10 protein-coding genes are annotated in these 13,717 nt (G+C 59.2%); 5 read left to right on the top strand and 5 right to left on the bottom strand.

Annotated features, from left to right (window positions below):
• Window positions 1–93: 93 nt before the first annotated feature.
• Window positions 94–2,289 (bottom strand): hypothetical protein, encoded by a 2,196-nt coding sequence (locus QLG10_RS17785; RefSeq protein WP_110748914.1) that lies wholly within the window; start codon window positions 2,287–2,289, stop codon window positions 94–96.
• Window positions 2,290–2,484: 195 nt separating this feature from the next.
• Between QLG10_RS17785 and QLG10_RS17780 the strand changes: the two genes are divergently transcribed.
• Window positions 2,485–3,378 (top strand): NAD(P)-dependent oxidoreductase, encoded by an 894-nt coding sequence (locus QLG10_RS17780; protein WP_110748916.1) that lies wholly within the window; start codon window positions 2,485–2,487, stop codon window positions 3,376–3,378.
• Here the strand turns inward: QLG10_RS17780 and QLG10_RS17775 are convergent.
• On the bottom strand, window positions 3,335–5,551 hold the full coding sequence (locus tag QLG10_RS17775) for a bifunctional diguanylate cyclase/phosphodiesterase (protein WP_282487762.1): 2,217 nt from the start codon (window positions 5,549–5,551) through the stop codon (window positions 3,335–3,337). The genes QLG10_RS17780 and QLG10_RS17775 overlap by 44 nt on opposite strands.
• Window positions 5,552–5,845: 294 nt before the next feature.
• On the opposite strand from QLG10_RS17775, the gene QLG10_RS17770 reads away from it, so the two are divergent.
• A complete protein-coding gene (locus QLG10_RS17770; RefSeq protein WP_188264245.1) occupies window positions 5,846–7,195 on the top strand; it encodes an MFS transporter in 1,350 nt (449 codons plus the stop codon).
• 189 nt (window positions 7,196–7,384) lie between these two features.
• Here the strand turns inward: QLG10_RS17770 and rapA are convergent, their stop codons facing one another.
• Window positions 7,385–10,231, bottom strand: coding sequence for an RNA polymerase-associated protein RapA (rapA, locus tag QLG10_RS17765; protein WP_110748922.1), 2,847 nt, complete (start codon window positions 10,229–10,231; stop codon window positions 7,385–7,387).
• A gap of 232 nt (window positions 10,232–10,463) precedes the next feature.
• On the opposite strand from rapA, the gene QLG10_RS17760 reads away from it, so the two are divergent.
• The 3 genes from QLG10_RS17760 (at window position 10,464) to ccoM (ending at window position 11,326) form a co-directional block, all read left to right on the top strand.
• Entirely contained in the window at window positions 10,464–10,805 is a 342-nt protein-coding gene (locus QLG10_RS17760) for an aspartate-semialdehyde dehydrogenase (protein ID WP_110748923.1), read from the top strand.
• 99 nt (window positions 10,806–10,904) lie between these two features.
• Window positions 10,905–11,066, top strand: a complete 162-nt coding sequence (locus QLG10_RS17755; protein WP_008016476.1) for a hypothetical protein — start codon at window positions 10,905–10,907, stop codon at window positions 11,064–11,066.
• Between the two features lie 143 nt (window positions 11,067–11,209).
• Window positions 11,210–11,326, top strand: coding sequence for a cytochrome c oxidase subunit CcoM (ccoM, locus tag QLG10_RS17750; protein ID WP_008056860.1), 117 nt, complete (start codon window positions 11,210–11,212; stop codon window positions 11,324–11,326).
• A gap of 268 nt (window positions 11,327–11,594) precedes the next feature.
• On the opposite strand, the gene QLG10_RS17745 is transcribed toward ccoM, so the two are convergent.
• Both QLG10_RS17745 and QLG10_RS17740 read right to left on the bottom strand, forming a co-directional pair.
• Window positions 11,595–13,070 carry an inorganic phosphate transporter gene (locus tag QLG10_RS17745; protein WP_110748925.1) on the bottom strand — a complete coding sequence of 492 codons (1,476 nt, stop codon included), beginning with the start codon at window positions 13,068–13,070 and terminating at the stop codon, window positions 11,595–11,597.
• A 376-nt stretch (window positions 13,071–13,446) separates the two neighbouring features.
• Complete coding sequence (locus tag QLG10_RS17740; protein ID WP_008056863.1) at window positions 13,447–13,647, bottom strand: hypothetical protein; 201 nt, start codon at window positions 13,645–13,647, stop codon at window positions 13,447–13,449.
• Between the last annotated feature and the right edge of the window lie 70 nt (window positions 13,648–13,717).

Raw genomic sequence — 13,717 nt, 5'->3', positions numbered from 1 at the left:
CTCCCACATTCGACCGCGTTCCGTCAGTAGGGATGCGGTCGAATGTGGGAGCGGGCTTGCTCGCGAAGGGGCCGACTCAGTGTTGCGCCGGGCTTAGAAAGTCTTGCCCGTATGGTTATTCAACGAAATCACCTTGGTCTTGCCAATCCGGTGACGATAGATCTCCCGCAGGTACTTGATCGCTTTCTTCACGCAATCGCGAGACAGACGGATGTCGTTGATCGAGACAAACTTGTCCTTGTCGTTGATCAGCTCGCGATACTTCTTCTCGTACATCGGTTTGATCGCATACCAATTGGTATCAAGAATTTTCGCCGGGTTCTCGAACTCGTTGAGCAGGTCGTCGATCAGGTCTTCGTCGAATTGTTCGTTGATGATGAAGTCCAGGACCGAGTTGTCCAGGGTGTCATCGAAGCGGTAAGGGGCGCGCGCGAAGCAACGCTTGATGAACGCCACGATCAAGGTCAGGAAATCGTCCGACAGGCATGGGCTCTTGGCGATCAGGGTGGTCAGCGACAGGTTGGCCGAGGCGCCGATCACCAACGCATAGCGCTTGAGCGTGGTGTTGGGAAACAGGTTGTTGAGGTGCGTCTTCAGCCGGTTCAGGTCCATGTAGGACAGCTTGTAGTCCTTGGGCAGGGAAACGATCGACACCACCGACGAACAGTTCTTGAAGAAATGCAGGTCGTGCAGGGCCGCTGCGTCATATCCTGAATTCTTGTATTGCTCCAGCGACGCACGATAGCGCTTGGACTCGATCGGCAACAGGCTGATGCCTTCGATGGCCTGGGTGACCTTGTTGAAGTGCGGCAGGTCGATGGACCGGAAGAACAGATCGTCGATGTTCAGGCGCTGTGGCTCTTTCTCGAACACCTTGAACTTGTCGCCGGCAGGCGCCTGGGTTTCCGGCACCACGGACTCGGCGTAGGCAATCGCCACGGGGCCGGCCAGACTCATGAACAGGTCGTTGGCATCCAGGCGAATGGTTTCGCCGATGTCGATGCCGGCACGGCGGAAATAGTTCTGGTCGTAATCGGTCGTGACAGCCTGCGCGGTCAGGATGTTGAAGATCTGCTGCGAGATGTACTGGTTGGCATGCTTTTCCATGGCGTTGACGTCGATGTTCTGGATGTTGCCGTCATCGCTTTCCTCGGCGTAACGCATGATGTCATTGGAGATCAGCATCATGGCGTTCCATGGGCGGATACGTCCCATGACACTGGCTTCGCTGCTGTCTTCGTTGGCGAAGTTGTAGGAGAAGTCCCACTCTTCCGACAGGTATTTGCACAGCAGGCGACCGGCGTTGATGTGCAGCGCTTCGGACATTTCACTGCGGTGATCGGAAATGTTCGGCAGTACGCAGATACCGCTGGTGAAGATCGGCTCGAAGACGAAGGCGTGGCCGCTCTTGCTGTCGTGCTCGTCCATCGGCTTGGTGTCGAACGTCTTGTTCATGTACGAGTGTTGCTGGGCCAGGCCGAACTCCGAGGCCATGCCCGAACCGGTGCCGCCACCGGCACTGAAGATCGAAAAATACAGGCGGGACTGGTTGGCCTTGATGCCACAGCTGTCGATCAAGTACGAGTGAATCATCTTCCAGTCCGGGCTGGAGAAGCGCTGGGTGTCCTTGTTCAGGATGATCTTGGCCAGGTACTGGCCGAGGATCGGTGCGTTACCGGCACCGCCGGCATGGACTTCCGACAGGTCCATGATTTTCATCTTGCTGTAGTCACGCAGGAACCCGCTCTTTTCGCCCTTGCGCGAGAAGCGGATACGCCCCGCAATGTCTTTGTCCAGGTCGCCCAGCATCACCAGGGGTTCTACCAGGAACACCGGCTTGGTGGCCTTGTTCGACCCCAGGCGCAAGTTGTTACGAATCCATTGCGCCGGGCTATAGCCTTTTTCCGCATAGCGTTTGTCTGGCGAGAGGCGATCTTCGTTGTTGAATTCGTTGAGGTAGAACTTGCGGGCGTTGTAGACCAGTTCTGCGACATCCAGCGCGATGTTCGAACCGCAGCGGCCCAGGCCAATAAGGCACACCGACGGGAATTGCTGGTCGTTGTGCTGTTCGTTGTCGCCTTCCAGATGCGGCGGGCGGGGGAATACCATGTCGCGCAGGCCGTCGAGGTTGTCGAGGATGCGATCGGTGTTGGTTTCGGTGAAATACAGGTATTGCTGGGTCGCCAGGGGGCGCGACGGGGTCAATGGCTTCGACGGTGCGGGGCTGTTCGCCGCCGGGCTCAACGTCAGGTCGGAAAGCGCAGGGGCCGGGTTGTTTTTAGAAGTCATCGTTCGCCATGTACCTGGACTGGTTGGTCGGGGGACATACTGTCGTCGACCATCACGGAATGAGAACTCGCGTCTTTTATCAGCGCGTATTAGTCCCGGGCGGCACAATCAGCTTGCGCGTCGCTCGGCGGAATCCTTTCCTGAGTCTTGATGAATCGGCCAATATTCGGTGTTCTTTAATAAAAAGGAGGCAATATGATGTCAACGCTACCGGCCCTGGGGTTTGCAGGAATCGGCCTGATGGGCCTGCCAATGTGTCGGCGTTTGCTCGCCGCGGGTTACCCATTGACGGTGTGGAACCGTAATCCGGCCAAGTGCGCGCCACTGGTCGAGGCCGGTGCACGCCAGGTCGCAACGCCTGCCGAGTTGTGCCAGCACGCCGAAGTGGTCATGTTGTGCCTGGCGGATACCTCGGTGGTTCGCGAGGTGGTTTTCGGCAAGTCCGGCATTGCCGAAGGGGCGAAGAAGGATCAACTGCTGGTGGATTTTTCCAGCCTGGAACCCACAGCGACCCGGGAAATGGCGACAGAGCTCGGCAAAACCGGCATGGGCTGGCTGGATGCGCCGGTGTCCGGTGGCGTGGTGGGTGCCGAAGCGGGTAGCCTGGCGATCATGGTCGGCGGCACCGTGGCAGACCTTGAGCGGGTCAAGCCGGCCTTGTTTACTCTCGGCCAGCGCGTGACGCACATGGGCGCCGTGGGAGCAGGGCAGGTGACCAAGGCCTGCAACCAGATGATCGTTGCCTGCAATGCGCTGGTCATCGCCGAAGTGGTGGCCTTGGCGGAACGCTCCGGGGTCGACGCCAGCCTGATCGCCGAGGCATTGGCCGGTGGGTTTGCCGATTCAAGGCCCTTGCAGTTCCTGGCGCCGCAAATGGCCGAGAGCCGTTTCGAACCCATCAAATGGCACGTGCGGACCTTGCTCAAGGATCTGGACAGCGCGGTGAAATTTTCCCGCGAACAAGGTTCGGCGACGCCGATCAGTGGCCTGGCCGCGCAATTGATGCGCCTGCACGGGGGGCAGGGGTTCCTGGAGAAAGACCCTTCTACATTAGTGCAGTTGTACCGTGAACCAGACCCAAGTGCGTGACGCTGTACGATGCCTTGCGCTGGTTGATTTCGTTCAGCACCGGTTGAAGTTCGGTCAAAGGTATCGGGCGGCTGAGCAAGTAGCCCTGGACGAAATCGCAACCGTGGCATTCGAGAAACTGGTGCTGCTCGAAGGTTTCTACGCCTTCGGTAACCACCTCCAGATGCAGGGTGTGGGCCATGACGATGATGGCCTGGACGATCTCCATGTCCTGGGTGGATTTCGGAATGTCCTGGATGAAAGAACGGTCGATCTTCAGCGTGTTCAGCGGTAAGCGCTTGAGGTAAGCCAGGGATGAATAACCGGTGCCGAAGTCATCAATCGACAACGAAACGCCGAGGGCGCGTATCTGCTGCAGCAGCACCAGCGTCTCGGCAATGTTGCCCATCAGAGCGCTTTCGGTGACCTCCAGCTCCAGTCGATGGGGCTCCACCCCGGCGCTGCGCAACACCAGTGAGATTTCGTCGCTCAGTTCTTCGCGTGCCAGGGTCAGGGGTGAGCAATTGATGGCGATCTTCAAGTCCCCGCAGCCCTGGCGTGCCAGCTCGCCCAGGTCGGCGCAAGCTTTGCGCAGCACCCAATTGTCCAGCTCGGTAATCAGCCCATTGGCTTCCGCTATGCCAATGAAGCGGTCCGGCGTGAGGAATCCGTGGACAGGGTGTTGCCAGCGGATCAACGCTTCGAGCTTGCTGACCTGGTCGGTCTTGAGGTCAAGGATCGGTTGGTAATAGAGCATCAGGCCGGTGTCTTCGCGCAGGGCGTGGCGCAGCTCTTCCTCCATTTGCAGTTCGAGCATGGCCCGTGCCTTGAGGTTGGCACTGAAGAAATTCAGGCCATTACGGCCACCGTCCTTGGATTGATAGAGCGCCAGGTCGGCGTTTTTCAGCAGTTCTTCACAGGTTTTGCCGTCTTCGGGAAATACGCTGATGCCGATGCTGGTGGTCATGACCATCCGCCGCCCGGACAGCTCGATGGGTTCCTTCATTTTCAGCATGATGCGTTGGGCCATCTGTCGCGCCTCATCACGGTCATGCAGGTCGATGAGAATGCAAAATTCGTCGCCGCCAAAACGTGCTACTACATCGTCATGGCTGCGCACTGAACTTTTGATGTGCCGGGCGAGCACCTTGAGCAATTCATCGCCGGCATCGTGGCCGAGGCTGTCGTTGATACGCTTGAAATGGTCGATGTCGAGGAACAGGACGGCGAGCATGCCGCCTGCGTGAGTGCGCTCCAGGAGCTTTTCGGCGAAGAGCTGGTTGAACCCGCGACGGTTGAGCAGGTTGGTCAGTGCATCATAGTGCGCCACCTGTTGCAGGGACATGCGCGCCTGGTCCAATTGGGTGAGTAGCGAATTCACCCGCAGCAGATCGCGATCCTTGTGCTGCAGCTTCTTGTCCGCCAGCGCCGCACTGATGCAACTGCCTATTATCAGGAGCGTCATGACGGCTACCGTCAGGCCCAGTTGTAGATGGTTGTTTTCGCCAGGCTGGGTTAACAGGCTGCCAGTTGGCAGGGCCAGGTCGAAGGCGGCCATGCCGGTGAAATGCAGGCTCATGATGCCTGCGCCCAGTACCAGGCTGGCGGCGCATTTACGCAGTTGGTGAAAAATACCCAAGCCATTACGCAGGTAGCTCGCCAGCATCAGTGCCGCCAGACTGGCTCCGATGCCGATCATGATCGAAAGGATGAACAGCCCCGGATGGTAGTAGGGCGTCGCTTGCGAGCGCATGGCGGCCATGCCCACGTAGTGCATGGTGGCGATACCCAGGCCAATGATGATCGACGCCTTGCAGCATTGTCGAAAATTCAGGGTAGGCAAGCTGAGGGTGTGCATGGCCAGCCACGACGCACACAGGGCGATCAGTAGCGACAAGAGTGTGATGGGCAAATGGTAATGCACGTCGATCGGCGCCTGGAACGCCAACATGCCAATGAAGTGCATGGCCCAGATTCCGCCGGCCAGGCACCCGGCGCCGATCCACCGCCAGAGGCGTTGGGACGCTGGTTTTTGTGCATGATTGATCCGTTCGGCCATATCCAGCGTGGCAAAACACCCGGCGCAGGCGACCAGAAAAGCCAGCAGCACCAGAAAAGGGTCATGTACACATTGGAGTATGACCTGTCCGCTTTCTGCTAGCCCTGTAGTGAAATGCAGACCAAGCCACTCCATTAGCATGCCCCGTGTTTGTCTCCCTGGCCGACGTAATCAACGCTGGCGAATGTCTTGGAGTATAGAGGCCGTGGATTGAACGCAAGGGATGGTGGCACATTGTCTCCCAATGATTTTGGAATGAACCTTAGTCCGTTTGGAAATAAAATGTTGCCTGGGCCGCGTCTGTCCCCATGGGCGGGTATCAGCTTTACGAATAATTACAGACAGTCCCGGCCTGCCTGACTAGATTGCAGGTTCCGGGCTCGGATGCACTGGCAGTGAAGCCCCCATAACAATAAAAGAGACGGACCCATGCAGAACTCGACCCAAGCGGCGAATGCCTGGCGCATTCTGTTCCTGCTGTTCCTGGCCAACCTGTTCAACTTCTTCGACCGCACGATCCCAGCCATCATCATTGAACCGATCCGCATGGAGTGGCACCTCAGCGACTTTCAACTGGGGATCATCGGTACTGCCTTCACTATTGTCTACGCGATCGCCGGCCTGCCACTGGGACGAATGGCCGATACCGGCTCGCGCAGCAAGTTGATGGGGTGGGGCCTGGCGGCGTGGAGCGGCCTGACCGCCGTCAACGGCATGGTCGGCAGCTTCTGGAGTTTCCTGATCGTGCGCATGGGCATCGGCATCGGTGAAGCCAGTTACGCACCGGCCGCCAATTCGCTGATCGGCGACTTGTTCCCGGCGCATCGCCGGGCGCGGGCCATGGGCATTTTCATGCTCGGACTGCCGTTGGGCTTGTTGCTGGCGTTCTTCACCATCGGCGCGATGGTCAAGGCTTTCGACAGCTGGCGTGCTCCATTCTTTATTGCCGCAGTACCGGGACTGATCCTGGCGATCTTCATGTTTTTCATCAAGGAGCCGAAACGCGGCGCGGCTGAAAGCGTGCAGGTGTCGCAAGAGAAGATTGACCGGCCGATTCGCCGGGTGCTGGCGGTGCCGACTTTCCTGTGGCTGGTGATGGCTGGACTTTGTTTCAACTTCGCCACCTATGCCTGTAACTCGTTCCTTGTGCCAATGCTGCAGCGTTATTTCCTGATGCCGTTGCAGGAGGCTGCGGTGGCGACCGGGGTGATTGTCGGTGTGACAGGGTTGTTCGGACTGACACTGGGCGGTTGGGTGGCGGACAAGATCCACCAGCGCGTCGCCAACGGTCGTCTGCTGTTCGCCGCGTTCAGCCTGATTATTTCAACGCTGTGCACGGCGTGGGCGCTGCATTCTGGGCGAATAGAGATCGGCGTATTCGTGGCGGTGTTCAGCCTGGGCTGGTTGTTTGCCTATAACTTTTACACCTGCGTCTACACGGCGATTCAGGACGTGGTCGAGCCGCGGTTGCGGGCGACGGCCATGGCGCTGTTCTTTGCCGGGTTGTACTTGCTGGGCGGTGGTCTTGGACCGGTCGTGGTAGGCGCGTTGTCCGATCACTTTGCCCACACGGCGATGCTCTCGGCCGGTGCCGGGCAGATGACCGAGGCGTTCAAGGCGGTCGGCCTGCATGACGCGATGTACCTGATTCCGGTGGCGCTGTTTTTCACCATGGTGTTTCTGGTGTTGGCGTCGCGGTGTTTTGTGAAAGATGCCAAGCGGATGAAGGAAGGCTTGGTGGCGGTGGTTGAGCCGGTGGGTTCTGCAGCGACTGCCTAGCCGCCTTCGCGAGCAAGCCCGCTCCCACACTTGGCCTCTGTCGTATACAAATCTTGTATCCACCGAAGATCCAATGTGGGAGCGGTCTTGCTCGCGAAAGGGGCATCAGCAGCACTACAAAACTCAGATAAATAAAAAGGCCCGCATCACTGCGGGCCTTTTTATTTACCGGTAGAGCAGGGGGGGGGCTTAACCCGCCACCAACACCCGAATCGCTTCCAGTCGCAGCGCAGCCTTGTCGAGCATCGCCAGGCCTTGTTCGCGTTGCTTGCGCAAGGCAACCAGTTCGCTGTCACGAACCGTCGGGTTGACCGCTTGCAACGCGGTCAGGCGTGCCAGTTCTTCGTCGGTATCGGCGGCCAGGCGGCGTTGCGCCTCTGCCACGCGTTCGGCGTGACGTGGGTAGATCTTGTCCTCGCCAGCGTTGATCCGTGGCGTCAGCTGGTCGCGCTGGGCCTGGATGAACTTGTTGGCGCTGGCGCGCGGCACGCTTTCCAGTTGATCGTTCAAGGTCTCGAACGACACCCGGGCCGACAGGTCGTTGCCATTGGCATCGAGCAGGCAGCGCAGGGCGGCCGGCGGTAGGTAGCGGCCCAGTTGCAGTGAGCGCGGGGCAACCACTTCACTGACGTAGAGCAGTTCCAGCAACACGGTGCCAGGTTTCAGCGCCTTGTTCTTGATCAGCGCCACGGCGGTGTTGCCCATGGAGCCGGACAGTACCAGGTCCATGCCGCCCTGGACCATCGGGTGCTCCCAGGTAATGAACTGCATGTCTTCGCGAGACAGCGCCTGGTTGCGGTCGTAGGTGATGGTCACGCCTTCGTCGTCGCCCAGCGGGAAACTGGCGTCGAGCATTTTTTCGCTCGGCTTGAGGATCAGGGCGTTTTCCGAATGGTCTTCGCTGTCGATGCCGAATGCATCGAACAGGGTTTCCATGTAGATCGGCAGGGCGAACTGGTCGTCTTGCTCAAGAATCGCTTCGACCAGCGCATCGCCTTCGCCAGCGCCACCGGAATTGAGTTCCAGCAAGCGGTCACGGCCGGTGTGCAGTTCGGCTTCCAGGCGCTCGCGCTCGGCACGGGCTTCGTCGATCAACGCTTGCCACTCGCCATCGTCGGCTTCTTCGAGCAGCGGCAGCAGGCGCGGGCCAAACTGATGCTGCAGGGCGTTGCCGGTCGGGCAGGTATTGAGGAACGCGTTCAGGGCTTCGTGGTACCACTGGAACAGGCGCTCTTGCGGGCTGGTTTCCAGGTACGGCACGTGCAGTTCGATCGTGTGCTTCTGGCCGATCCGGTCCAGACGGCCGATACGTTGTTCAAGCAGGTCCGGGTGCGATGGCAGATCGAACAGCACCAGGTGATGGGAGAACTGGAAGTTGCGGCCTTCACTGCCGATTTCCGAGCAGATCAGCACTTGCGCGCCAAACTCTTCGTCGGCGAAGTAGGCAGCGGCGCGGTCCCGCTCGAGGATGTTCATGCCCTCGTGGAACACCGTGGCCGGGATGCCGGAACGCACGCGCAACGCGTCTTCCAGGTCCATGGCGGTTTCGGCATGGGCGCAGATCACCAGCACCTTGGTGCGCTTGAGCATTTTCAACTGGTCGATCAGCCACTCGACACGCGGGTCGAATTTCCACCAGCGCTCTTCTTCGCTGGCGTCCGGCTGGGCCTGGAAACTGACTTCCGGGTACAGCTCGGCGTGATCGCCCAGCGGCAGTTCAAGGTATTCGTCCGGGCACGGCAGCGGGTAAGGATGCAGTTTGCGCTCCGGGAAACCCTGGACCGCGGCACGGGTATTACGGAACAGCACGCGGCCGGTGCCGTGGCGGTCCAGCAGCTCGCGCACCAGGCGGGCGCTGGCTTCGGTGTCGCCATCGTTGACGGCGGTCAGCAGGGCTTCGCCTTCGTTACCGAGGAAGCCGTGAATGGTTTCATGGGCTTTCGGCGACAGGCGACCTTTTTCCAGCAGTTCCTGAACGGCCTCGGCCACCGGGCGATAGTTTTCGCTCTCGGCGCGGAAGGCGGCCAGGTCGTGGAAGCGGTTCGGATCGAGCAGGCGCAAGCGCGCGAAGTGACTGTCCTGGCCCAACTGTTCCGGGGTCGCGGTCAACAGCAAGACGCCCGGGATCGTTTCAGCAAGTTGCTCGACCAGAGAGTATTCAGGGCTGACCTGATCTTCGTGCCACACCAGGTGATGTGCTTCGTCGACCACCAGCAAGTCCCAACCGGCTGCGAACAGCGCGTCCTGGGCTTTCTCGTCGTCGACCAGCCACTCCAGCGCCACCAGGGCGAGCTGGGTGTCTTCGAACGGGTTGGAGGCATCGCTTTCGATGAAGCGTTCTTCGTCGAACAGCGCGACCTGCAGGTTGAAGCGACGGCGCATCTCTACCAGCCACTGGTGCTGGAGGTTTTCCGGTACCAGGATCAGCACGCGATTGGCGCGGCCCGAGAGCAGTTGGCGATGGATCACCAGGCCGGCTTCAATGGTTTTGCCCAGGCCCACTTCGTCCGCCAGCAACACCCGTGGCGCAATCCGGTCGGCCACTTCGCGGGCGATGTGCAGCTGGTGCGCGATCGGTTGCGCACGCACGCCACCCAGGCCCCACAGCGACGACTGCAGTTGGCGGCTGGTGTGTTCCAGAGTGTGATAGCGCAGGGCGAACCAGGCCAGGGGGTCGATCTGCCCGGCGAACAGACGGTCGCTGGCGAGACGGAACTGGATGAAGTTCGACAGTTGGGTTTCCGGCAGGGTGACTACTTCGTTCTGCGCGTTGAGACCGTGGTAGACCAGCAGGCCATCGATGTCGTCGACTTCGCGAACGGTCAGTTTCCAGCCTTCGAAGTGAGTGATGGTGTCACCCGGCGAAAACCGTACACGTGTGAGGGGCGCATTCCGTAGCGCGTACTGGCGAGTGTCGCCAGTGGCCGGGTAGAGCACGGTCAGCAAGCGGCCGTCCTGTGCCAGAACGGTGCCCAAACCCAGCTCCGCTTCGCTGTCACTGATCCAGCGTTGCCCCGGTTGATACTGCTGCGCCATGCTGCCTGACTCCCACCTTGAAAAAGCGGGCTATCTTAACGGAATCAGGTCTCCAGACCAAAGGAATACCTGTGCGGGAACTGCCTTTGGCTACGATCCTTTGATCTTGCCAGGCTGAAGAAATCGTAGCCTGTGACAGTTCTTGTCGTGCCCGTGGACACACAGTTTGCGACCGATGGCTCAAGTCAACGTCGCCGCGGCCGACAGCCTGCAGACAGGAGACCGAAAAAATATGCTGCCACCCATGCTCCCCTTGAGTGCCGTGCCGATCACTTCCCAGCACGACCCGGTCCGACCGCGCCCGGACATCGCGCCCGTCGTGCCGATGCAGGAAAGTGCCAGCGACAGCACCATCGACCTGCAAAATCGTGATCCGGAGGAGGCCGCCCTGCTGCTGCGCGAGGAGCAGCGGCGCAAGCAAGAGCAGCAAAGGCGCCGCCGTGAGGCCGATGAAGACCCTGAGGCGCACCTGGCGATCCCGGGCGACGAACTCAATGCCGACAAAACCGTGCCGGTGGCCCCGCTGATGGAAGGCCAGCCTCGCCAGGGGCTGTGGGTCGATATCGAGATTTGAGTCGGTGGCTGGTCAGCGCCGTCGCCAGACCGCATTATTGGCACAGTCCCGCCGATCCCTGCGGCAATTGAATTTCATTTCAAGCGATGCACTGACGCCATGAGCCAAGATGACAAGCTGATCGACCTTAATGCCGAACGCGCCAAGCGTGTCCACGATCTCAACGACAAGCGCCTGAATGAAGTGCGCCAGGCGTTCGAGCAGGCCATGCCGTTGGGCAAGGCGAAGAAGAAGCCGAAGAACAAACCGAAAAAGCGTTGAATCCCCCTGCATCGATTGATGCAGGTCAGTTTTTCCCTCCTTCTATGCCCGGTCCCGGGCAACATTGATCCCGGTCAATATTCTCTCCTGCCCGAATGGTTACCTTGGCTCCATCGCAACAGGGCAACTGCAGGAGACGCGTCATGTTTTTCGACAACGTGGTGATCGCCGGAGTGCTGACCGTCAGCCTCATGCTGGTGTTTTTTGCAGGGTTCGGATTCTTTATCTGGAAAGACTCGCACAAGCGCAAAAAGCCGTAGATCTTTCTGGATGCAATGAGCACGCAAGGCATTTTGGGCAACTTCGGTTGCCCTTTTTTTTATCTGCGATTCCTGTCGAGACGTAGCAAGCCCAATGCGGGAGCGAGCCTGCTCGCGAAGACGGAGGTCGTCGCAATGAAAATGGCCACAGGTTAATCGCTTTCGCGAGCAGGCTCGCTCCCACATTGGAACAGGGGTGATTGAACGAAAGCGGTAATAAAAAAGGCGCGGTCCTCACGGAGCGCGCCTTTTTCCGTACGACTGCGTATCAGCTACCCAGCGCCTTCGATGCCAGCCAGAACAGGCCGGCCGACAGGGCCACGGTTGCCGGGAGGGTCAAGACCCAAGCCAGCAGGATAGTCTTGACGGTGCCGCCTTGCAGGCCGCTTTTGTTGGCGACCATGGTGCCGGCCACGCCCGAGGACAGGACGTGGGTGGTGGACACTGGCAGGCTGAAGATGTTGGCCATGCCGATCAGGCTCGCCGTGGTGATCTGCGCCGACATGCCTTGGGAATAGGTCATGCCTTGCTTGCCGATCTTCTCGCCGATGGTCAGTACCACGCGTTTCCAGCCAACCATGGTACCCAGGCCCAAGGCCAGGGCGACCGCCAGAATGACCCAGAACGGAGCGTATTCGGTGGTGGTGGTCAGGTCCTTGCGCAGCTTGTCCAGGTCAGCCTTTTCACGGGCGCCCAGGATTGGCAACTTGCTGACTTTCTTCGCCGTGTCGTCCAGGCACAGCAGGTAACGACGTACTTCGATGCGGCTTTCCGACGACAGCGAGTGGTAGTCGGATACACCTTTGAGGGTGCCAAGCAGTGCGTCGATGGTCGGTTCGGTCTGCTGAGGGTTGCAGCGGAACTTCTCCGGCAGGTCGCCTTCGACACTTTTGCCCAGGGCCAGGAACTCGCCCAGGGAGTCGGCATTACGCTTGTAGAACTGGCTCAAGTGCAAGGTGGCGTCGCGGGTACGTTCGATCTGGTAGGTGGTGCTGTTCAGGTCGAGCACGAATTGCGCCGGCACGATACCGATCAGCACCAGCATGATCAGGCCGATACCTTTCTGACCATCGTTGGAACCGTGCACGAAGCTCACGGCCATGGCGGAGATCACCAGCACCAGGCGGTTCCAGAATGGCGGGTGTTTCTTGTCGTCGATCTTGCGGCGCTGTTCCGGCGTCTTGTGCATCTTCGACAGCGGACGCCACCATTTAAGGCCGATCAGTACCAGGGCGGCAATCAGGAAGCCTGCCATCGGCGAGAACACCAGCGACATGGCGATATCGATCGCCTTCTGCCAGTTCACCCCGTCGGCCAACGCAATATCGTTGATCAAGGCATTGGCCAGGCCTACGCCGAGGATCGAACCGATCAGCGTGTGGGAGCTGGAGGCCGGGATACCGAAGTACCAGGTGCCCAGGTTCCAGGTGATGGCCGCCGCGAGCAGCGAGAAAACCATTGCCAGGCCGTGGCCGGTGTTCACGTTGATCAGCAGTTCAACCGGTAGCAGGTGAACGATGGCATACGCCACGCCCACGCCACCGAGCAATACGCCGAGGAAATTGAACACACCGGAAAAGAACACCGCCAGATGGGGTGGCATGGCTTTGGTGTAGATAACAGTGGCTACCGCGTTAGCGGTGTCATGAAATCCATTGATGAACTCGAAGGCGAGGACAAAAGCCAGGGCGAGCAAGAGGCTCACAAGCACCCAAGCATCCAGTCCGCTGAATAAATCGATCATGAAGGTTTTCTGACCCGGTCATAAGGGGGCGCGATTATGCCAGAAAAGACTGGAAATCGATGCACTTGCTGCTCATCGGTAACATTCTTCAACGAATTATTTTGCAACGGTGCCGATAACCCCCGTGAATTACAGGGTTTTGCAAGTGATTGAATTTCTTTGAGAAGCCCGCAGGCACAGGGGTTTGCCTCACCTGAAGGGGGTGTGAGCATGCTTGTATGAAATTTCTGAAAAAAGGGTCAGATTCGAGCCTTCAACCTCGTCCGGTGGGAAAGGCGGCCGCTGCCCGCTCGTAGCGGGCGCAAGAGGCAACATCTATACATTCCGCTTTTAACGGATGCAGCGCAGACCCCGGCAGGCATTCAAGCCCAAGCCTTCATGGCTCCTCGGCTTTGAGTTCCTTTTCCATTTTTTCCAGTTCTTGCTTGAAAACCTGATCCTGAACGGTGGCGCGTTTGCGCCATGGCTTGCGTTCCGGTTCTGGCTGGGCGGCGTAGGTGGTGACTTCCCCGCCGTAAACTTCCTTGTAACGTTGTTCCTGGCGCTCAAGTTCCGCGCGCAGTTCGTCTTTTGTCACGGTGCTACCTGATTGAGTTGAGATGAGTTCTGGTGAAACGCACTGCACCTGATGTATTGACCGCACGCGT

It is taken from the genome of Pseudomonas sp. V98_8 (assembly GCF_029967975.1).
Classification (GTDB): Bacteria; Pseudomonadota; Gammaproteobacteria; order Pseudomonadales; family Pseudomonadaceae; genus Aquipseudomonas; species Aquipseudomonas umsongensis.
Note: the sequence above shows the minus strand (reverse complement) of the source record. Positions and strands in the feature narration are given on the sequence as shown.

What these genes read in the sequence shown, in the direction of transcription:
- QLG10_RS17785 (WP_110748914.1), bottom strand. Translation starts at nt 2,289, where the DNA reads ATGACTTCTAAAAACAACCCGGCCCCTGCGCTTTCCGACCTGACGTTG.
- QLG10_RS17755 (WP_008016476.1), top strand. Translation starts at nt 10,905, where the DNA reads ATGAGCCAAGATGACAAGCTGATCGACCTTAATGCCGAACGCGCCAAG.
- QLG10_RS17780 (WP_110748916.1), top strand. Translation starts at nt 2,485, where the DNA reads ATGATGTCAACGCTACCGGCCCTGGGGTTTGCAGGAATCGGCCTGATG.
- QLG10_RS17760 (WP_110748923.1), top strand. Translation starts at nt 10,464, where the DNA reads ATGCTGCCACCCATGCTCCCCTTGAGTGCCGTGCCGATCACTTCCCAG.
- rapA (WP_110748922.1), bottom strand. Translation starts at nt 10,231, where the DNA reads ATGGCGCAGCAGTATCAACCGGGGCAACGCTGGATCAGTGACAGCGAA.
- ccoM (WP_008056860.1), top strand. Translation starts at nt 11,210, where the DNA reads ATGTTTTTCGACAACGTGGTGATCGCCGGAGTGCTGACCGTCAGCCTC.
- QLG10_RS17770 (WP_188264245.1), top strand. Translation starts at nt 5,846, where the DNA reads ATGCAGAACTCGACCCAAGCGGCGAATGCCTGGCGCATTCTGTTCCTG.
- QLG10_RS17775 (WP_282487762.1), bottom strand. Translation starts at nt 5,551, where the DNA reads ATGGAGTGGCTTGGTCTGCATTTCACTACAGGGCTAGCAGAAAGCGGA.
- QLG10_RS17745 (WP_110748925.1), bottom strand. Translation starts at nt 13,070, where the DNA reads ATGATCGATTTATTCAGCGGACTGGATGCTTGGGTGCTTGTGAGCCTC.